The organism is Rubrivivax soli (genome assembly GCF_049810355.1).
Taxonomy (GTDB): Bacteria; Pseudomonadota; Gammaproteobacteria; order Burkholderiales; family Burkholderiaceae_C; genus Rubrivivax.
In genome coordinates, this window is record NZ_CP187368.1 from 3,153,640 (window position 1) to 3,172,456 (window position 18,817).

Consider the following 18,817-nt stretch of genomic DNA (forward strand, 5'->3'; position numbering starts at 1 on the left):
GCGCGTCTCCTGGTGGTGGACACGAGCATGACCAGCGCCGGTTGCACGCCGGTTTCAGCGGCGGCGACCCCGCGGCCGCGTTTGTTTCGTGTGTTTCAGCGGCCGCGCCGACCGCCGGCGCCGCGGCCCGCGCCGCTACCAGGTGCAGCCGAAGGCGGCCTGCAACGCGGCCAGCTGCGCGGCGTCCAGCGGCGCCGGCTTCGGCTGGCACAGCAGCCACAGCCGCGCCGTCTCTTCCAGCTCCTCCAGCACCGCGTTGGCCGCGGCCGGGCTGGCGTGCCACACGGTGGGGCCCAGGCGGTCCAGCATCACGCCGCGCAGCCCCGGCCGCGCGGCGATGCGCTCGGCCACCAGCGCCGCCACGGCCGGGTCGCCGGGGCGGTGGTACGGGATCAGCGGCACCGGGCCGACCTTCATCACGCAGTACGGCGTGATCGGCGGCACGATGGCGTCGGCGCTCCACACGCCCTGCAGCGTCAGCGCCACCAGGTGCGTGCTGTGCGTGTGCAGCACGCAGCGCGCAGCGGGGGCGGCGGCGTAGATGCGCCGGTGCAGCGCCAGCGTCTTGCTGGCGCGGTCGCCCGACTGCTGCACGCCGGCGGCGTCCACCCAGGCCAGCCGCGCCGGGTCCAGCGTGCCCAGGCAGGCGTCGGTGGGCGTGATCAGGAACCCCCCGTCGTCCAGCCGCACGCTGATGTTGCCGGCGGTGGCGTGCACGTAGCCGCGCGCGAACAGCGACTGGCCGACGCGGCAGATCTCCTCGCGCAGCGCGGCGGTGCTCACAGCAGCCCGAACGCGCGTTCGAAGAAGTCGCGCCCGCCGAAGTTGCCCGACTTCAGCGCCAGGTGCAGCCCGCCGTGCACGGCGGCATGGCACCAGGGCACGCCGGGGTCGATCTGCGGCCCGATGCGCAGCACCTGCACGCCCAGGCGCTGCACCACCGCGCCCGAGGTCTCGCCGCCGGCCACCACCAGTTGACCGACGCCGGCCTGCACCAGCCCGGCGGCGATGCCCGCCAGCGCATCTTCCACCAGCGCGCCGGCGCGTGCCGCGCCCAGCTGCTGCTGCACCGCCTGCACCGCGGCGGGCTCGGCGGTGGCGTGCACCAGCACCGGCGTGGCGCCCAGCAGCGGCCGCGCCCAGTCCAGCGCCTGGGCGACGAGGTCCTCGCCCTGCGCCAGCCGCAGCGGGTCGATGGCCAGGCGCGGGCCGGTGAACGCCGCCACCTGCGCGTTGGTGGCCGCCGAGCAGCTGCCCGACACCACGGCGCGTGCACCACGCGGCGGCGGCAGCTGCGCCGCCGCGGCGCTGGGTGCCAGCCCGTGCAGCGCCGGGATGCCGATGGCCAGGCCCGAGCCGGCGACCACCACGGGCTGCGCGCGCGCGGCGCGCGCCAGCAGCCGCAGGTCATCGTCGCTCACCGCGTCTGCGATCGCCAGCGCCACGCCCTCGGCCTGCAGCGCGGCAAAGCGCGCGCGCAGCCCGTCTTCGCCCTGCGCCAGCGCGCGGTGGTCCACCAGCCCCACGCGTGCGCTGCGCACCTGCGCCTGCAGCACGCGCACGAGGTTGGCGTCGGTCATGGGCGTCAGCGGGTGCTGGCGCATCGGGCTGTCCGACAACAGCACGTCGCCGACGAAGAGGTGGCCCTTGAACACGGTGCGGCCGTTCTCGGGGAAGGCCGGCGTGACGATGGCGAAGCGCGCGCCGGTCTCGGCCAGCAGCGCCTCGGCCACCGGGCCGATGTTGCCGGCGGGCGTGCTGTCGAAGGTGGAGCAGACCTTGAAGTACAGCTGCGCCGCCCCCTGCGCGCGCAGCCAGCGCGCGGCGGCCAGCGACATCGCCACGGCCTCGGCCGCCGGGTTGGTGCGCGACTTCAGCGCCACCACCACGCAGTCGACGTCGGGCACGGGCGCGTCGGGCACGCCGATGGTCTGCACCACGCGCATGCCGGCGCGCACGAGGTTGTTGGCGAGGTCGGTGGCGCCGGTGAAGTCGTCGGCGATGCAGCCGAGCTTCAGCGTCATGGCGCCTGCCCCGGCCTGCCCGGCAGCGTGATGCCCGGGAAGATCTTGATCACCGCGCTGTCGTCTTCCTTGGCAAAGCCGGCCGTGCTGGCCTGCATGAACATCTGGTGCGCGGTGGCGCTCAGGGGCAGCGGGAACTTGCTGGCGCGCGCGGTGTCGAGCACCAGGCCCAGGTCCTTGACGAAGATGTCCACCGCCGACAGCGGCGTGTAGTCGCCGGCCAGCACGTGCGCCATGCGGTTCTCGAACATCCAGCTGTTGCCGGCGCTGTGCGTGATGACCTCGTACAGCGCGTCGGCGGCCACGCCTTCGCGCAGCCCCAGCGCCATCGCCTCGGCGGCGGCGGCGATGTGCACGCCGGCCAGCAGCTGGTTGATGATCTTCACCTTGCTGCCGGCGCCGGCGCGGTCGCCGAGCTTGTAGACGCGGCCGGCCATCGCGTCCAGCACCGGCTGCGCCACGGCGTAGGCGGCCGGGCGGCCGGCGGTCATCATCGTGATCTCGCCCGCCGCGGCCTTCGCGGCGCCGCCGGAGATGGGGGCGTCGAGGTACTGCAGGCCTACCGCTTCCAGCCGCGCCTCGAGCGCGATGCTCCAGTTCGGGTCGACGGTGCTGCACATCACGAACACGGCGCCCGGCTGCATCGCCGCGGCGACGCCGCCGCTGCCGAACAGCAGGTCCTCGGTCTGCGCCGCGTTCACCACCACCGACACCACCACCCGGCAGGCGGCGGCCAGGGCCGCTGCGCTGGGTGCGGCGGTGCCGCCCTCGCGGGCGAAGTCCTCGGCGGCGCCGGGGCGCACGTCGAACACCTGCACGGGCAGGCCGGCGCGCCGCAGCGACCCCGCCATGCCGCGCCCCATGGCGCCCAGGCCGATCAGGCCCACGGTGTGCTGCGTCGCGTTCAAGCTGTCTCCTTGGCCGGTTGGTGCGGGCAGTGTAGGCCGCAACGGCCACGCGACAATCGGGGCATGCGCTCCCGCGACGACCCACCCGCAGCGGCCCTGGACGACAGCTTCGCCTCGCTGTTCGACTTCCTGCCCATCGGCGCCTACCGGGCGCAGCCCGACGGCCGGCTGCTGCGCGCCAACGCGGCCCTGGTGCGGCTGAACGACTGCGCCAGCGAGGACGAACTGCACGCACGCGCACAGTCCATCGACAGCGACTGGTACGTCGACCCGGCCCGCCGCGACCAGTTCCGTGCGCTGCTGTTCCGCGACGGGCAGGTGCGCGCGTTCGTCTCGCAGGTGCGGCTGCTCGTGAGCCGGCGCCTGATCTGGGTCAGCGAGACCGCCCACCTCGTGCACGACGCGCAGGGCCGGCTGCTGTACTACGAAGGCACGGTCGAGGAGGTCACCGAGCGCATCGAGGCTGCGGCGGCGCTGCAGCGCAGCGAGCAGCAGCTGCGCGAGATCGCGGCACGCGTGCCCGGCGTGGTCTACCGGCTGCACGTGGCCCCGGACGGCACGCGCCGCTTCACCTTCGTCAGCGAAGGCGTGCAGGCGCTGTACGGCGTGCGCCCCGAGGACGTGCTGGCCGACGGCGAATTGCTGCGCAGCTTCGACCACCCCGCCGACCACCTGCGCGTGAGCCTGGAGACCGAGGCCTCGCGGCGCAGCGGGCAGCCGGTGCAGACCGAGTTCCGCATCGTGCTGGCCGACGGCACGCAGAAGTGGGTGCAGCTGGCGGCCTCGTCGGTGGCCAGCGACGCGCAGGGCCACATCCGCGTCGGCGTGATGATGGACATCAGCGCGCGCAAGCAGGCCGAGCTGGCCCTGCGCGGCAGCGAGGAGCGCTGGACGCTGGCGCTGGACAGCCTGGGCGACGGCGTCTGGGACTGGGACATCGCGCGCGGCCGCGAGGTGGTCTCGGCACGGCTGCTCGAGATGTACGGCCTGACCCGCGAGGCGCACCGCGACCGGCCCGAGGCGCTGGACGCGCTGACCCACCCCGACGACCGCGCGCAGATGCAGGCCGACCGCGAGGCCCACTTCAGCGGCCGCACCGCGTCGTACATGAACGAGCACCGCATGCGCTGCAGCGACGGGCGCTGGAAGTGGATCCTGTCGCGCGGCATGGTGATCGAGCGCGACGCCGCCGGGCAGCCGCTGCGCATGATCGGCACCCACACCGACATCAGCGCGCGCAAGGAAGCCGAAGCGCTGCGCCAGGAACGCGACCGCGGCGCGGCGGCGCAGAAGGCGCAGTCGGCCTTCCTCTCGCGCGTGAGCCACGAGCTGCGCACGCCGATGAACGCCATCATCGGCTTCGCGCAGCTGCTGGAGATGGACCAGGCCGGCAACGAACGCCAGCGCGCGTGGGTGCAGACCATCCTGGAAAGCGGCCGCCACCTGCTGGCGCTGGTGAACGACCTGCTCGACCTGTCGAGCGCCGAGACCGGCCAGCTGCAGTTCACGCGCACCGCCGTCGACCTGGCGCAGCTGCTGCGGGAGGCCTGGGCCATGCACGCCGCCGAGGCGCATGCCGCCGGGCTGCGCTTCGTCGACGCGCTGCCGGCCGAGCCCTTGTCGGTGCAGGGCGACCCGACGCGGCTGAAGCAGGTCGCGAGCAACCTGCTGTCCAACGCCATCAAGTACAACCGCCCCGGCGGCCAGGTGCTGGTGGGCGCGGCGCGCTTCGGCGACGTCGTCACGCTCAGCGTCAGCGACACTGGCCAGGGCATGGACACGCTGCAGCTGGCGCGCCTGTTCACCCCGTTCGAGCGCGCCGGCGCCCAGCACTCGCCGGTGGCCGGCACCGGCCTCGGGCTGGCGCTGGCCAAGCAGTTGGTGGAGGCGATGGGCGGCGCCATCACCGTGCACAGCAAGCCGGGTCAGGGCTCGGTGTTCAGCGTGACGTTGAAGACCGGCGTGGCCGATGCCGGATCGCAAGGGCCGGCCGAGCCGCCCGACATCAGCGCTGCTCGAATCTGAACACCGCCACGCTGGCGCGCAGGTTGGGCCAGCGCCGCACCACGCGGCCAGCCTGCAGGCCGAAGCTGTCGGTGATCTGCAGGCCGCTCTTGCGGGCCAGCACCTCGAAGTCGGCGTAGGTGCCGACGCGGATGTTCGGGGTGTCGTACCACTCGTAGGGCAGCGCGCGCGTCACCGGCATGCGGCCGCTGGCCACGCGCAGCCGGTTGGGCCAGTGGGCGAAGTTCGGGAAGCTCAGGATGCCGATGCGGCCCACGCGCGCGGTCTCGCGCAGCATGTGCTCGGTGTTGCGCAGGTGCTGCAGCGTGTCGAGCTGCAGCACGACGTCGAAGCTGCGGTCCTCGAACAGCGCCAGGCCGTCCTCGAGGTTGAGCTGGATGACGTTGACGCCGCGCTGCACGCAGGCCTGCACGTTGGCATCGGCGATCTCCACGCCGTAGCCGGTGCAGCCCTTGGTGTGCTGCAGGTGCGCCAGCAGCTCGCCGCTGCCGCAGCCGAGGTCGAGCACGCGGCTGCCGGCCGGCACGAGGTCGGCGATGACTTCCATGTCGCGGCGTTCAGACATGGCGCGCTCCTGCCGGGCCGGCGGGTGCGGCCACCTTGTCGAAGTACGCGCGCATGACCGCGTGGTAGCGCGGGTCGTCGAGCAGGAAGGCGTCGTGTCCGTGCGGCGCGGCGATCTCGGCGTAGCTGGCGTCGATGCGGTTGTCGACCAGCGCCTTCACGATCTCGCGGCTGCGCGCCGGCGAGAAGCGCCAGTCGGTGGTGAAGCTCACCAGCAGGAACCGGTTGGCGCGCGCCACCGCGAAGGCGCGCGCCAGGTCGCCGCCGTGCGCGCGCGCGGGGTCGAAGTAGTCGAGCGCGCGCGTGATCAGCAGGTAGGTGTTGGCGTCGAAGTAGGCGCTGAACTTGTCGCCCTGGTGGCGCAGGTAGCTCTCGATCTGGAACTCGATCTCCTGCGTCGAGTAGCCCAGCTCCGCGGCGCGCAGCTCACGGCCGAACTTCTGCTCCATCGCGTCGTCGCTGAGGTACGTGATGTGGCCGATCATGCGCGCCACGCGCAGCCCGCGCCGCGGCACCACGCCGTGGGCGTAGAAGTGCCCGCCGTGGAAGTCGGGGTCGGTGACGATGGCGCGCCGCGCCACTTCGTTGAAGGCGATGTTCTGCGCGCTCAGGTTGGGCGCGGTGGCCACGGCCACGCAGTGGCGCACGCGCTCGGGGTGGCGCAGCGTCCAGGCCAGCGCCTGCATCCCGCCCAGGCTGCCCCCCAGCACCGCCGCGAGCTGCCCGATGCCCAGGCGGTCGATCAGCCGCACCTGCGCGTCGACCCAGTCCTCCACCGTCACGACGGGGAAGTCGGCGCCCCAGACGCGGCCGGTGGCGGGGTTCACGTGCATCGGCCCGGTGCTGCCGAAGCACGAGCCGGGGTTGTTGACGCCGATGACGAAGAAGCGGTCGGTGTCCAGCGGCTTGCCGGGCCCGACCAGGTTGTCCCACCAGCCGGTGGCGCCGTGTTCGTCGACGCCGGCCACGTGGTGGCTGGCGTTCAGCGCATGGCACACGAGCACGGCGTTGCTCTTGTCGGCGTTGAGCGTGCCGTAGGTCTCGTAGACCAGGGTGTATGCGGGCAGCACGGCACCGCTGCGCAGCGGCAGCGGTTCGCTGAAGTGCAGGCTCTGGGCGGTGACGCTTCCGATCGAGGCCATGAAGAAACCCGGCACCGCAGCAGCGGGCACCGGGTCATGGCGTCCAGCTTTAGCGGCATTTGTTAGAGCGCCCGCAATTCGGATCAAATCGGCGCTGAGGGCGCGAAGTATAGCCAGCGCGCTATGCTGGTGCCATGCCTTCGACGCCTGCTCCCATGCCTGCCGCGACGTCTGCCACGACGCCCTGGTTCCACGGCTTCGAGGCCGCCGACGTCGATGTCGGCGGCGTGCGCCTGCACCTGCGCAGCGGCGGCCGTGCCGGCGCGCCGCCGCTGCTGCTGGTGCACGGCTTCCCGCAGAGCCACGTGCTGTGGCAGCGCGTGGCGCAGCAGCTGGCGCCGCACTTCCGCCTGGTGCTGCCCGACCTGCGCGGCTACGGCCGCAGCGACAAGCCGGCAGGCAGCGCCGACCATGCCAACTACAGCAAGCGCACGATGGCGGCCGACCTCGTGGCGCTGATGCGGCAGCTGGGCCACACGCGCTTCGGGCTGGTGGGGCACGACCGCGGCGGACGCGTGGCGCACCGGCTCGCGCTGGACCATGCCGACGCGGTGCACAAGCTGTGCGTGATCGACATCGCACCCACGCTGGACATGTACGACGCCACCGACATGCGCTTCGCGCGGGCCTACTACCACTGGTTCCACCTGATCCAGCCGCATCCGCTGCCCGAGACGATGATCGGCGGCTGCGCACCGGCCTACCTGCGTGCCAAGCTGGGCGGCTGGGGCGCCGGCGGCACCGGCTACATCGAGCCCGAGGCGCTGGCCGAGTACGAGCGCAACTTCTGCACGCCCGAGGCCATCCATGCCGCCTGCGAGGACTACCGCGCCTCGGCCGGCATCGACCTCGACCACGACCGCGCCGCGCGCGCGGCGGGCTGGAAGATCGCCTGCGACCTGCTGGTGCTGTGGGGCGAGCGCGGCGTGGTGCACCAGCTGTTCGACCCGCTGGCGCTGTGGCGTGCGCAGTGCAGCGCCACGGTGACCGGCCGCGCACTGCCCGCCGGCCACTTCATCCCCGAGGAAGTGCCGGGCGCCACCGCCGCGGCGCTGCGCGAGTTCTTCGGCGCCTGAACAAGCGCAACAGGCTGCAAGACAGGGCAGTTCCGGGCATCGCGGCCGCACGCCCGCGGCTACGATGCGCCGCTCTTCAGTGCCTCGGAGGCTCCGGCATGCACGCCTGGCTGCACAAGCTCGACCAGCACTTTCCCGTGCGCTACACCGCCTGGCTGGCCAGCGCCGTCGGCCTGCTGCTGGCCAGCTTCACGTGGGTCGCCTTCGACAGCGGCGGCTTCGTCGCGCTGGTGTGCCTGTTCCTCGTCGGCCTGGGGTGGCGCGACACGCGCCAGACGCGCCACTCGGTGCTGCGCAACTACCCGGTCATCGGCCACCTGCGCTTCCTGCTGGAGTTCGTGCGCGTCGAGATCCGCCAGTACTTCATCGAGGCCGACAACGAAGCGGCGCCGTTCTCGCGCACGCAGCGCAGCCTGGTCTACCAGCGCGCCAAGGGCGAACCCGACAAGCGCCCCTTCGGCACCCAGCTCGACGTGCACGCCGAGGGCTACGAGTGGATCAACCACTCGATCGCGCCGACCTCGCTGACGGGCCACGACTTCCGCGTGCGCATCGGCGACGCCGGCAACGGCTGCACCCAGCCCTACGACGCCAGCATCTTCAACATCTCGGCGATGAGCTTCGGCGCGCTCAGCGCCAACGCGGTGCTGGCGCTCAACGGCGGCGCGCGCCGCGGCGGCTTCGCGCACGACACCGGCGAGGGCAGCATCAGCGCGCACCACCGGGTGCACGGCGGCGACCTGATCTGGGAGATCGGCAGCGGCTACTTCGGCTGCCGCAACAACGACGGCTCGTTCAGCCCCGAGCGCTTCGCCGACAACGCGCGCGACCCGCAGGTGAAGATGATCGAGCTCAAGCTGAGCCAGGGCGCCAAGCCCGGCCACGGCGGCGTGCTGCCGGGTCCGAAGGTCACGCCCGAGATCGCCGCCGCGCGCGGCGTGCCGGTGGGCGTGGACTGCGTCAGCCCGTCGCGCCACGGCGCCTTCGACACGCCGCTGGGCATGCTGCAGTTCATCGACCGGCTGCGCACGCTCTCGGGCGGCAAGCCCACCGGCTTCAAGCTCTGCATCGGCCACCCGTGGGAGTGGTTCGCCATCGCCAAGGCCATGCTGGACAGCGGCATCGCGCCCGACTTCATCGTCGTCGACGGCGCCGAGGGCGGCACCGGCGCGGCGCCGCTGGAGTTCACCGACCACGTGGGCGCGCCGCTGCAGGAAGGCCTGCTGCTGGTGCACAACACGCTGGTGGGCCTGAACCTGCGCCACCGCGTCAAGCTCGGCTGCGCCGGCAAGGTGGTGGGCGCCTTCGACATCGCCCGCATGATGGCGCTGGGCGCCGACTGGTGCAACGCGGCGCGCGGCTTCATGTTCGCGCTGGGCTGCATCCAGGCGCAGACCTGCCACAGCGGCGCCTGCCCCACCGGCGTGACGACGCAGGACCCGCAGCGCCAGCAGGCGCTGGTGGTGCCCGACAAGATCGAACGCGTCTACCGCTTCCACCAGAACACGCTGGCGGCGCTGCAGGAACTGGTGCAGGCCGCGGGGCTGGAGCACCCCAACCGCATCACCGCGATGCACATCGTGCGCCGCAGCGACGGCGGCGACGTGAAGCTGCTGGCGAACCAGCTGCACTTCGTGCGGCCCGGCGCGCTGCTAGAGGCCGCCGAGGGCCGCGGCGACTGGCCGCACAACGTCTACAGGCTGTACTGGCCGCTGGCCCGAAGCGACAGCTTCCAGCCGGCCGCTGTCAGCGCGGCTGCCTAGGCCGCGGGCGGCAGCGAGTCGACGAAGCTGGGGCGCACCACCAGCTTCTCGTTCAGGCGCGTGAGGTTCGGGTAGTCCGAACGCCAGTCGATCTGCGGGAAGCGGAAGTCGAGGTAGCCGAGCGCGCAGCCCACCGCCACGTCGGCCAGCGTGAAGTGGTTGCCGGCGCACCAGGGCTTGTCGCCCAGGCCCTGGCTCATGGCCTTCAGGCTGGTCAGCACGCGGCTCATCTGGCGGTCGATCCAGGCCTGCGAGCGCTCGCCGTCGGCGCGGCCGCTCCAGGTGGCTTCCAGGCGCGCCAGGATCGCGGCGTCGAGCACGCCGTCGGCCAGCGCCTCCCACGTGCGCACCTCGATGCGCTCGCGGCCGGGTGGCGGGATCAGCTTGCCCACCGGGCTCAGCGTGTCGAGGTACTCGACGATGACGCGCGAATCGAACACCGCCTCGCCGCCGTCCAGCACCAGGCACGGCACCTTGCCCAGCGGGTTGGACTTGAGCATCGCGTCGCTGCCCCACACGTCTTCCAGATCGAGCTGGAAGTCGAGCTTCTTCTCGGCCATCACGACACGCACTTTGCGCACGTAGGGGCTGGTGAGTGAACCGATGAGCTTCATGTGTGGCCAGATTGCTGACTGCGAGGGTGCGAATTCATTCTAGCGAAGCACCCCTGCACGACGCAGCAGGGCTCAGCGCTGTCGCGTGAAATCCACGCCGGCCGGGCGCCCGGGCAGGTGCAGGCTGCTGTGCAGCGGTGCGGCACGCGCCAGCACCGCACCGCCGCGCACCACCAGCAGGCGCTGCGCACGCAGCCGGATCGCCTCGACCGGGTCGCGCGCCTGCAGCAGCACGAAGTCGGCGCGGCAGCCGGGCGCGAGGCCGTAGCCCTCCAGGCCCAGGATGCGCGCGTTGTGCACGGTGACGGCGTCGAAGCACTGGCGCATCGCGGCGGCCGAAGTCATCTGCGCCACGTGCAGGCCCATCGCCGCCACGTCCAGCATGTCGGCCGAGCCGAGCGCGTACCAGGGGTCCATGACGCAGTCGTGACCGAATCCGACATTCACGCCCGCGGCCAGCAGCTCGGGCACGCGCGTCATGCCGCGGCGCTTGGGGTAGGTGTCGTGCCGGCCCTGCAGCGTGATGTTGATCAGCGGGTTCGCCACCACGTGCACGCCGGCCTCGGCGATCAGCGGCAGCAGCTTGCTCACGAAGTAGTTGTCCATCGCGTGCATCGACGTGCAGTGCGAGCCCGTGACGCGCCCGTGCAGCCCCAGCCGCTGCGTGTGGAAGGCCAGCGTCTCGATGTGGCGCGACAGCGGGTCGTCGGTCTCGTCGCAGTGCATGTCCACGCGCAGCCCGCGTTCGGCCGCCAGTTCGCACAGGATCTGCACGCTTTCGGCGCCCTGCGCCATCGTGCGCTCGAAGTGCGGGATGCCGCCGACCACGTCGACGCCCAGGTCCAGCGCGCGCCGCAGGTTGGCCAGCGCGTTCGGCGCACGCAGCAGGCCGTCCTGCGGGAAGGCCACCAGCTGCAGGTCGAGGTAGGGCCGCACCTGTTCGCGCACCTGCAGCAGCGCGCGCACGGCCAGCAGCCGGTCGTCGCACACGTCCACGTGCGTGCGGATCGCCAGCAGCCCGCGCGCCACCGCCCAGTCGCAGTACTGCAGCGCGCGCTCGGCGATGGCCTCGGGCGTCAGCAGCGGCTTCAGCTCGCCCCACAGCGCGATGCCCTCCAGCAGCGTGCCGCTGGCGTTCACGCGCGGCAGGCCGTGGCTGAGCGTGGAGTCCATGTGGAAGTGCGCATCGACGAAGGGCGGGCTCAGCAGCCAGCCGCCGGCGTCGATGGCCTGCACGCCCTCGGGGGCAGGCAGCTGCGGGCCGACGGCGGCGATGCGGCCGTCCTGCACCAGCAGGTCGATGCCGCTGCGGCCGTCGGGCAGGGTGGCGTTGCGGATCAGCATGGCCGCAGTATCGGGGCGATGCGGGCCGCGCGCACGGGGCGTGCATGCCCGCTCGGGCCCGCTCGGGCCGCGGCCGCCATGACCTGCCAGGTCATCGACGCAGCCCCTCTGCGACGGCAGCATCGGGCACGTTGCAAGCAGATGAACAAGGACGGCACACCGTGGACAGCATCAACCTCACCCCCCTGGCCGTGGGCCACATGATCGGCCTGGGCGCCATCGGCTCGTGCCTGGGCATCGGCGTGATGGCGGCCAAGTACCTGGAGGCCTCGGCCCGCCAGCCCGAGCTGATGGACAAGCTGCAGGGCAAGGTCTTCCTGCTGGTAGGCGTGCTCGACGGCGCCTTCATCATCGCCACCGGCATCGGGCTGTGGTTCGCCACCGCGAACCCGTTCGCAGGCTAGGCGGCTGCGCTCAGGGCGTGGCCGCGGGCGGTGCGGTCTTCGGCTGCGCGCTGGCGAAGTACGCATGCACGTGCGGGCGCAGCGCCAGCAGCAGGGCCTCGTCCAGCACGTACAGCGCGTAGTGCTCGGCGTAGGCCTCCATCAGGTCGGTGGCGGCGTAGCGCGTGATGCCGCCGCTGAGCAGCGGCTCCAGCGGCTGCAGCACCGGCTCGGGCGTGCTCGGATCGGCCGCATGCGCCTCCTCGGCCGCGGCGTTGGCGGCTTCGATCGCGGCGTTGCGGGTCTTCGCGCGCGGCACGGCGGTCACGCCGTCGGCGACCAGCGCAGCGGCGAAGGCCGTGAGCATCGACTCGGCGGCCGTGCCCACCTCGTGGCCGGCCACCGAGGCCGCCGTGGCGATCGCGGCGTCGTGCGTGGCGATCTCCTGCCGCAGCCGGGCGATCTCGGCGTCGCGCGCGGGGTCGGCGCGCGGCGTGTCGTCCAGCCCCGCCAGCGGGTCGCCGCTGGTGTCGATCTCCAGCGTCGGCGGGCGCTGCAGCCGGTCCAGCGCCTCCTGCGCGGCGGCGCGCGCGCGCTCGGCGGCGTGCAGCGGGCGCAGGTCCACGGCGTGGCCGATCTCGTGCACGATCTGGTAGGCCGTGGCGCTGGCCGCGCCAACGCGGCGCGGCGAGGCGTCGAACATGGCGCCCCAGATGCGCACGCCGTCGATGGCCGGGTCGTAGTGGCCGTTCTCGCCGCCGGGTCCCTGGCCGCTGCCGGCGTCGATGAAGCGCAGGCCGTCGACGCGCGCGCGCAGCAGGTCGGGCAGCAGGCCCACCGCGCCGGCGATGGCCTGCCCTTCGTCGGCCGAGAAGCGGGTGTCGATGTCGATGCGCACGCTGCCGACCGTGACCGCACCCGTGTGCGTGGCGGTGCCGGGCGCTGCCGCGGCGGGAGTGGCGGTGGTGGTGCCCGCGGCGGCCAGCACCTGGGTCTTCTCGATCAGCTGCTTCTCGGTGCCGCCCTCGGTGTAGCGCACGAAGCGGACCACCGCGTGTTCCCCGCCGTGCGGGCGCAGGTCCAGCGCCAGGTCGAGCAGGCTGTCGGTCGGCAGCGGCCGGCGCTCGGGGTCGGGCGTGCGTGCGGGCTCCGACAGGCTCACGAGTTCCGACAGCACCGCGGTGAGGCCGGTGCGCTGCTGGGCGTCGGTGATCTCGGCGCCGAAGTCGGGGGTCAGGCTGGTCTGGCGCGTGGTGCCGCTGGCGGGGTCGAAGTAGTCGGTGACCCACTGCTGCAGGTTGCCGGCATCGGGCGGCGTGCGCGAGACCTGCAGCGACCGCCGCACCGCCGGTGCCAGGTCGGCGAGCGCCAGCCGCGCAATGCGTCCGCCATCGCGCACGGCCGGCTGCAGCGTGTGCGCGAGCTCGTGCGCCAGCACCGGGCCGCCGAGCGCCGGCTGCGCCTGGACGCCGCGGCCCAGGTGCACGTCGCGGCCCTGCGTGTAGGCCACCGCCCCCAGCGCCGCGCTGCGCCGCTGCGCGGCAGCGTCGTGGTGCACGCGCACGCCGTGCAGCGGTGCGCCCAGGCGCGCCGCGTACTGGTCGCGCGTGGCGGCGGGCAGCTCGGCGCCGCTGGGGCCCAGCGCCGGCGGCGTGCGCAGGTCGGCCGCCGCGGCGGCGCGGCGCGTGGCGTCGGCTTCCAGCGCGTCGCCGGGGCGGGTGACGGCCGCCCCGGCAGCACAGCGCGGGCAGCGCCCGCCGCAGGCGCAGGCCAGCCGCTGCGGCCGGGCGGCGGGCTGCGCCGCTGGAGGCAACTGCCAGCGCGGCGCGGCAGGCGTGGCGCCACGCGGGGCCTTGGCAACGACGGGTGCAGCGTGGCGGGCCATGGCAGCGGCGCTACTTGGTGCCGAAGATGCGGTCGCCCGCATCGCCCAGCCCCGGCACGATGTAGCCGTGCTCGTCGAGCTGGCGGTCGATGGCCGCGGTGTAGACCGGCACGTCGGGGTGGTGGTCGTGGAAGTTCTTCAGGCCTTCGGGTGCTGCCAGCAGGCTGACGAAGCGGATCGACTTCGGCCGCGTCTCCTTCAGCCGCTCGACCGCCGCCACGGCCGAGTTGCCGGTGGCCAGCATCGGGTCCAGCACCACGGCGTCGCGCTCGTGCATGCTGTGCGGCATCTTGAAGTAGTACTCCACAGCCACCAGCGTCTTCGGGTCGCGGTACAGGCCGATGTGGCCCACGCGCGCGCCCGGCACCACTTCCAGCATGCCGTCGAGGAAGCCGTCGCCGGCGCGCATCACGACGACGAACACGGTCTTCTTGCCGTCGATCACCGGCGCCTGCATGGTCTCCAGCGGCGTCTCGATCTCGACCAGGCTGGTCGGCATGTCGCGCGTCACCTCGTAGGCCATCAGCATGCCGATCTCGTGCAGCAGGCGGCGGAAGCTGTTGGTGCTGCGGTCCTTCTGCCGCATCAGCGTGAGCTTGTGCTGCACGAGCGGGTGGGTGACGTGGTGGACGGTGCGCATGGTGTCGTGGGCAGTGGTCAATGGGAGGCCAGCAGGTCGCGCAGCCGCGCCGCGGTGTCGGCATCGGCGGGCAGCAGGGTCTCGATGGCCAGTTCGGACAGCGTCACGTCGTGCGGCGCGCCGAACACGGTGAGCGTGGTGATGAAGCACAGCGGCCCCAGCGGCGTGTGCAGCCGCAGCGACTGCGCGACGTCGTCGAAGCCGTCGCCGGGCGCGGGATCGGTGCCGGTGTGGGGGCCGGGGTCCGGGCAGGGCAGCGCGCGCAGCTCCTCGTGCAGCGCCACCAGCCGCGCGTCGCCGCTGGCGACGATCTGCCGCTGCAGCCGCGCCAGCACGTGGTCGCGCCAGGCCGGCAGGTTGTCGACCATGCCGCCCAGACCCGCGGGGTGCAGCGACACGCGCAGCACGTTGATGGGTGGCTGCAGCAGCGCCGGGGCCGCGTGTTGCAGCAGCAGCGGCACCAGGCGGTTGTGCGCGACCAGGTTCCAGTGCCGGTCGACCGCGAGCGCCGGTGCGGGCTCGTGGGCGTCCAGCAGGCGCTGCAGCGCGCCGCGCGCGGGCGCCAGCGCCGGGTCGTCCAGGCCACGCTCGCCGTACATCGGCGCGTAGCCGGCGGCCATCAACAGGCCGTTGCGCTCGCGCAGCGGCAGGTCCAGCCGCTCGGCCAGGCGCAGCACCATCGCGCGGCTGGGCTGGCTCTTGTCGGCCTCGAGCCAGCTGAGGTGGCGCGCCGAGACCTCGGCCGCGAGCGCCAGCGCCATCTGCGACAGGCCGCGGCGATGGCGCCAGTGGCGCAGCTGCAGGCCGAAACCGGGGGTGGCGGCGCGGTCCATCGCAGTGCCTCAGAAGATGGTGCCGTCGCTGTCGATCTGCAGCGGCGGCACGCCGCCCGGGCGCAGCTCGGCGGCGATCTGGCGGCCCGCGCCCCAGGTGCCGCCTTCCAGGATGCAGGCCAGCGGCAGCTGCTCGGCCGTGCGGCCCAGGCGCTCGCGCACCAGCACCGCGAGCTCGTCGAGCAGGCTCACGGTGAGCGCGCGCCATTCGACGATGAACTCGTCCGACGGCTTCCAGCGCGCGGCCATGTCGCGCGGCCGCCGCGCGACGATGACGCCGCTGTCGAGCAGCAGGCCGCCGTTGCGGTACTCGGGCAGGCCCGTCAGCGCGTCCAGGCCCGTGACCTGCACGCCGGCCCACTGCAGCGGCTCGAGCAGGGAATACGTGAGCCACTGGCTGAGCTTGTGGAAGGGCACCCAGCCCGGCGTGCTGGTGTCGCGGCCGGCGGCGCAGGCGCTGCCGGCGAAGCGGTGCGGCCAGACGTCGCCCGCGGGCTGGCCGCCGATGACGCTGCCGCTGCGCCACACCGGCGCGAAGGTGCGCAGCACCGCGCCCAGCACCTCGGCCGCGGCCACCGTGCTGCGGCCGCCGGCGGTGAGGCGGTCGTAGAGCAGGCCGGGGCGGGCCTCGATGCCGCTGTCGCGCGCGCGCTCGGCCAGCAGCGTGTCGCCCAGCCGGCTCAGCAGCCCGGCGCGGCCGTCGAGCCCGACCACCGGGTTGCCCGGCGTGGCCTGGAACACCGTGCGCAGCGTGCCCGCGTCCACGCGGTGCAGCGCCGCGCCGTCGGCACGCAGCGGCTGGCCGCCGTCGCTGGAGAAGACGCCGCCGACGAAGGCGCGGAACGAGGCCACCCCCAGGCCTTCGGAGCGGCTGTAGGTCGGCGCGTCGGCCCCCGCGCCTTCGCGGTAGCTCCAGCTCGGGCCGGCGCCGGCATCCAGCAGCACGCTGACCACCGTGAGGTCGATCTGCGCCCGCGCCACCTCGGCCGCGCTGCGGCCCTGCAGCAGCGTGTCGAGCTCGGCCTTGCGGTCGACGCCGCCGGCCTCGAAGTGGCGCCAGCGGCTGTGGAACGGGATGCGCAGGTCGGGGAAGCGCTGCAGCGTCAGTGCCGCCACGCGCTCGGCGGCGGCGGGCAGGCGGCTGCGGTCGATCTGGAAGAAGCTGCTGCGGCCGTCGGCCACCGACTGCGTGATCGCGGCGCAGCGCAGGCGGATCGTCGCCGGCTCGCGCAGCGTGGCCAGGAAGTCGCGGGATTCAGTCAAGGCCACGGCCCTTCACACGTTGCAGGTCGGCCGCGGTGGGCACGCTGCCGTCGGTGAAGTACCCGGCGGCGATCTTGGCCTCGATCTCGACCCTGGCATCGGCCGGCACCAGCGCGTCGGGGATCTTCACGCGCTCGCCCACCGCGATGCCGCTGCCGGTGATGGCGTCGTACTTGTCGTTGGACATGCTCACCAGGCGGTGGATCTTCTGCACGCCCAGCCAGTGCAGCACGTCGGGCATCAGCTCCTGGAAGCGCATGTCCTGCACGCCGGCCACGCACTCGGTGCGCAGGAAGTACTTGTCGGCACTGTCGCCGCCCAGCTGCCGCTTGCGCGCGTTGTAGACCAGGAACTTGGTGACCTCGCCCAGGGCGCGCCCTTCCTTGCGGCTGTAGGCGATGAGGCCGACGCCGCCCTGCTGCGCGCCCTGGATGCACTCCTCGATGGCGTGCGTGAGGTAGGGCCGGCAGGTGCAGATGTCGGAGCCGAAGACGTCCGAGCCGTTGCATTCGTCGTGCACGCGCGCGGTCAGCGTGACGGCGGGGTCGGCGAGGTCGCGCACGTCGCCGAAGACGTACAGCGTCTGCCCGCCGATGGGCGGCAGGAAGACCTCGATGTCGCTGCGCGTGACCAGCTCGGGGTACATGCCGCCGGTCTCCTCGAACAGCGCGCGACGCAGCTCGCCTTCGCTCACCTTGAAGCGGCGCGCCACGCCGGGCAGCCACCACACCGGTTCGACCGCGATCTTGGTCACGGCGGCGCTGGCATCGTCGAGCAGGACGCGGCCGTCGACCGCCAGCCGCCCGAAGGCCAGCGCCTGCTTGATCTCGGGCAGGTGCACGTGGGCCTTGGTGACGGCGATCGTCGGCCGGATGTCGTAGCCCTGCGACAGGTGCGCGGCATACACCGCCTGCACGCTGGCGCCCCAGGGGTCGATCGAGACGATCTTCTCGGGGTTTCCCCACTGCGGGTAGGGGCCGACCAGGTCGGTGGGCGCGGTGTCGGTCAGGTCGGCACGGTGGCCGCGCGTCAGGTTGCCGGCGGCCACCGCCAGCGCGCGGTACACGCCGTAGCTGCCGCTGTGCGTGCCCACCACGTTGCGCTGCCCACGGTGCGTGGTGGTGCCGACCACCGGCCCGCGCAGCAGGGGGTCGGGGTCGCCCCAGCGGATCGGCGGCGCCCCGGCCGGCCCCTGGCCCGGATGGGACGTGAGGCGGATGTGGCGGGCGGCGGGGGGCACGTTCGCGTCGTTGGCCATGCGGGACGATCCTGGGACCAAAGAGGACGAAGATACGCTAGAAACGGACCACCGCTGACATCACACCATTGGAGACATCACCGTGAAGCGCCTGACCCTGCTTGCCGCCGCCCTGGCCTCGTTCGCCTTCGTCGCCCCCGCGGCGCTGGCCCAGACCACCATGAAGATCAGCATCTCGGTGGGCCAGAACTCCCACCAGGGCGTGGGCATCGACGTCTTCGCCCGCGAAGTCGAACAGCGCACCGGCGGCCGCTACAAGGTGCAGACCTTCTATTCCGGCAGCCTGGGCGGCGAGCGCGAGAGCATCGAAGCGGTGCAGCTGGGCACGCAGGAGCTCACCTTCACCAGCACCGGCCCGGTGCCGAACTTCGTGCCCGAGGCGCGCATCCTCGACATACCGTTCCTGTTCCGCGACAAGGCGCACGCGCGTGCGGTGCTCGACGGCCCGATCGGCCAGGAGATGCTGCAGAAGTTCGAGTCGAAGGGCTTCAAGGCGCTGGCCTGGGGCGAGAACGGCGTGCGCCACATGACCAACAGCAAGCGCGCGGTGAACGGCCCCGACGACCTGAAGGGCCTGAAGATGCGCACGATGGAGAACCCGGTGCACGTGGCCGCTTACAAGGGCTTCGGCATCATCACCACGCCGATGGCCTTCCCCGAGGTGTTCACCGCGCTGCAGCAGGGCACGGTCGACGGCCAGGAGAACCCGCTCAGCGTGATCATGGCGGCCAAGTTCGACCAGGTGCAGAAGCACCTGACGCTGACCGGCCACGTCTACAGCCCCTGCGTGTTCATGATGAACAAGGCCAGCTTCGACAAGCTCAGCGCCGCCGACAAGCAGCACTTCCTGGACGCCGCCAAGGTGGCCGTGGCCGCCAACCGCGCCCGCGTGGACGAGGACGACGCCAAGGGCGTGGCCGAGCTGCGCGGCAAGGGCATGTCGGTGGTGGAGAACCCCGACAAGGCCAAGTTCCAGGCCGCGCTGACGCCGGTGTATGCCCAGTTCGAGCAGCAGTTCGGCAAGGCCAACATCGACCGCATCAAGAACTTCAAGTGACCTTGACCACCCCCGAAGCGCCTTCGGCGCTCCCCCTC

Annotated in this window: 17 protein-coding genes; 5 read left to right on the forward strand and 12 right to left on the reverse strand. The window is 72.7% G+C overall.

What is annotated here, in order from left to right:
* Positions 1-135: 135 nt before the first annotated feature.
* From ACPOLB_RS14350 to ltnD, 3 genes are read right to left on the reverse strand one after another with little or no spacing between them, the layout of a single operon-like run.
* Complete coding sequence (locus ACPOLB_RS14350; protein WP_425256676.1) at positions 136-783, reverse strand: aldolase; 648 nt, start codon at positions 781-783, stop codon at positions 136-138.
* The gene (otnK, locus tag ACPOLB_RS14355) at positions 780-2,024 is read right to left on the reverse strand and encodes a 3-oxo-tetronate kinase (protein WP_425256677.1); all 1,245 of its coding nucleotides are present in this window, start codon (positions 2,022-2,024) and stop codon (positions 780-782) included. The genes ACPOLB_RS14350 and otnK overlap by 4 nt, the downstream gene beginning before the upstream one ends.
* Complete coding sequence (ltnD, locus tag ACPOLB_RS14360; RefSeq protein WP_425261929.1) at positions 2,021-2,887, reverse strand: L-threonate dehydrogenase; 867 nt, start codon at positions 2,885-2,887, stop codon at positions 2,021-2,023. Before ltnD ends, otnK begins: the two co-directional genes overlap by 4 nt.
* A gap of 108 nt (positions 2,888-2,995) precedes the next feature.
* On the opposite strand from ltnD, the gene ACPOLB_RS14365 reads away from it, so the two are divergent.
* Positions 2,996-4,957, forward strand: coding sequence for a PAS domain-containing protein (locus ACPOLB_RS14365; protein ID WP_425256678.1), 1,962 nt, complete (start codon positions 2,996-2,998; stop codon positions 4,955-4,957).
* Here ACPOLB_RS14365 and metW read toward each other — a convergent pair.
* Together metW and metX are read right to left on the reverse strand one after the other, a co-directional pair.
* Entirely contained in the window at positions 4,938-5,522 is a 585-nt protein-coding gene (gene metW / locus ACPOLB_RS14370; RefSeq protein ID WP_425256679.1) for a methionine biosynthesis protein MetW, read from the reverse strand. The genes ACPOLB_RS14365 and metW overlap by 20 nt on opposite strands.
* Positions 5,515-6,663 carry a homoserine O-succinyltransferase MetX gene (gene metX, locus ACPOLB_RS14375; protein ID WP_425256680.1) on the reverse strand — a complete coding sequence of 383 codons (1,149 nt, stop codon included), beginning with the start codon at positions 6,661-6,663 and terminating at the stop codon, positions 5,515-5,517. The genes metW and metX overlap by 8 nt, the downstream gene beginning before the upstream one ends.
* A gap of 155 nt (positions 6,664-6,818) precedes the next feature.
* Here metX and ACPOLB_RS14380 point away from each other — a divergent pair, with 155 nt between their 5' ends.
* Together ACPOLB_RS14380 and ACPOLB_RS14385 are read left to right on the forward strand one after the other, a co-directional pair.
* Entirely contained in the window at positions 6,819-7,739 is a 921-nt protein-coding gene (locus tag ACPOLB_RS14380) for an alpha/beta fold hydrolase (protein WP_425256681.1), read from the forward strand.
* 98 nt (positions 7,740-7,837) lie between these two features.
* Complete coding sequence (locus ACPOLB_RS14385) at positions 7,838-9,502, forward strand: FMN-binding glutamate synthase family protein (protein WP_425256682.1); 1,665 nt, start codon at positions 7,838-7,840, stop codon at positions 9,500-9,502.
* Here the strand turns inward: ACPOLB_RS14385 and ACPOLB_RS14390 are convergent.
* On the reverse strand, positions 9,499-10,116 hold the full coding sequence (locus tag ACPOLB_RS14390) for a glutathione S-transferase family protein (RefSeq protein WP_425256683.1): 618 nt from the start codon (positions 10,114-10,116) through the stop codon (positions 9,499-9,501). The two genes, ACPOLB_RS14385 and ACPOLB_RS14390, sit on opposite strands and share 4 nt — an antisense overlap.
* A gap of 72 nt (positions 10,117-10,188) precedes the next feature.
* On the reverse strand, positions 10,189-11,460 hold the full coding sequence (locus tag ACPOLB_RS14395) for an amidohydrolase family protein (protein ID WP_425256684.1): 1,272 nt from the start codon (positions 11,458-11,460) through the stop codon (positions 10,189-10,191).
* A 200-nt stretch (positions 11,461-11,660) separates the two neighbouring features.
* Here ACPOLB_RS14395 and atpE point away from each other — a divergent pair, with 200 nt between their 5' ends.
* Entirely contained in the window at positions 11,661-11,864 is a 204-nt protein-coding gene (gene atpE / locus ACPOLB_RS14400; protein WP_425261930.1) for a F0F1 ATP synthase subunit C, read from the forward strand.
* Positions 11,865-11,874: 10 nt separating this feature from the next.
* Here the strand turns inward: atpE and ACPOLB_RS14405 are convergent, their stop codons facing one another.
* From ACPOLB_RS14405 to ACPOLB_RS14425, 5 genes are read right to left on the reverse strand one after another with little or no spacing between them, the layout of a single operon-like run.
* Entirely contained in the window at positions 11,875-13,728 is a 1,854-nt protein-coding gene (locus tag ACPOLB_RS14405; protein WP_425256685.1) for a DUF4157 domain-containing protein, read from the reverse strand.
* Positions 13,729-13,738: 10 nt separating this feature from the next.
* Entirely contained in the window at positions 13,739-14,368 is a 630-nt protein-coding gene (gene upp / locus ACPOLB_RS14410; protein ID WP_425256686.1) for a uracil phosphoribosyltransferase, read from the reverse strand.
* Positions 14,369-14,385: 17 nt separating this feature from the next.
* A complete protein-coding gene (locus tag ACPOLB_RS14415; RefSeq protein WP_425256687.1) occupies positions 14,386-15,201 on the reverse strand; it encodes a helix-turn-helix domain-containing protein in 816 nt (271 codons plus the stop codon).
* 9 nt (positions 15,202-15,210) lie between these two features.
* Positions 15,211-16,464, reverse strand: coding sequence for a URC4/urg3 family protein (locus ACPOLB_RS14420; RefSeq protein WP_425256688.1), 1,254 nt, complete (start codon positions 16,462-16,464; stop codon positions 15,211-15,213).
* Positions 16,457-17,722: a GTP cyclohydrolase II gene (locus tag ACPOLB_RS14425; RefSeq protein WP_425256689.1), complete on the reverse strand. Its 1,266-nt coding sequence runs from the start codon at positions 17,720-17,722 to the stop codon at positions 16,457-16,459. Before ACPOLB_RS14425 ends, ACPOLB_RS14420 begins: the two co-directional genes overlap by 8 nt.
* An 82-nt stretch (positions 17,723-17,804) precedes the next feature.
* Between ACPOLB_RS14425 and ACPOLB_RS14430 the strand changes: the two genes are divergently transcribed.
* Entirely contained in the window at positions 17,805-18,779 is a 975-nt protein-coding gene (locus ACPOLB_RS14430) for a TRAP transporter substrate-binding protein (RefSeq protein WP_425256690.1), read from the forward strand.
* Positions 18,780-18,817: the final 38 nt, after the last annotated feature.

What these genes read in the sequence shown, in the direction of transcription:
- otnK (WP_425256677.1), bottom strand. Translation starts at nt 2,024, where the DNA reads ATGACGCTGAAGCTCGGCTGCATCGCCGACGACTTCACCGGCGCCACC.
- ltnD (WP_425261929.1), bottom strand. Translation starts at nt 2,887, where the DNA reads ATGGGGCGCGGCATGGCGGGGTCGCTGCGGCGCGCCGGCCTGCCCGTG.
- ACPOLB_RS14365 (WP_425256678.1), top strand. Translation starts at nt 2,996, where the DNA reads ATGCGCTCCCGCGACGACCCACCCGCAGCGGCCCTGGACGACAGCTTC.
- metW (WP_425256679.1), bottom strand. Translation starts at nt 5,522, where the DNA reads ATGTCTGAACGCCGCGACATGGAAGTCATCGCCGACCTCGTGCCGGCC.
- metX (WP_425256680.1), bottom strand. Translation starts at nt 6,663, where the DNA reads ATGGCCTCGATCGGAAGCGTCACCGCCCAGAGCCTGCACTTCAGCGAA.
- ACPOLB_RS14380 (WP_425256681.1), top strand. Translation starts at nt 6,819, where the DNA reads ATGCCTGCCGCGACGTCTGCCACGACGCCCTGGTTCCACGGCTTCGAG.
- ACPOLB_RS14385 (WP_425256682.1), top strand. Translation starts at nt 7,838, where the DNA reads ATGCACGCCTGGCTGCACAAGCTCGACCAGCACTTTCCCGTGCGCTAC.
- ACPOLB_RS14390 (WP_425256683.1), bottom strand. Translation starts at nt 10,116, where the DNA reads ATGAAGCTCATCGGTTCACTCACCAGCCCCTACGTGCGCAAAGTGCGT.
- ACPOLB_RS14395 (WP_425256684.1), bottom strand. Translation starts at nt 11,460, where the DNA reads ATGCTGATCCGCAACGCCACCCTGCCCGACGGCCGCAGCGGCATCGAC.
- atpE (WP_425261930.1), top strand. Translation starts at nt 11,661, where the DNA reads ATGATCGGCCTGGGCGCCATCGGCTCGTGCCTGGGCATCGGCGTGATG.
- ACPOLB_RS14405 (WP_425256685.1), bottom strand. Translation starts at nt 13,728, where the DNA reads ATGGCCCGCCACGCTGCACCCGTCGTTGCCAAGGCCCCGCGTGGCGCC.
- upp (WP_425256686.1), bottom strand. Translation starts at nt 14,368, where the DNA reads ATGCGCACCGTCCACCACGTCACCCACCCGCTCGTGCAGCACAAGCTC.
- ACPOLB_RS14415 (WP_425256687.1), bottom strand. Translation starts at nt 15,201, where the DNA reads ATGGACCGCGCCGCCACCCCCGGTTTCGGCCTGCAGCTGCGCCACTGG.
- ACPOLB_RS14425 (WP_425256689.1), bottom strand. Translation starts at nt 17,722, where the DNA reads ATGGCCAACGACGCGAACGTGCCCCCCGCCGCCCGCCACATCCGCCTC.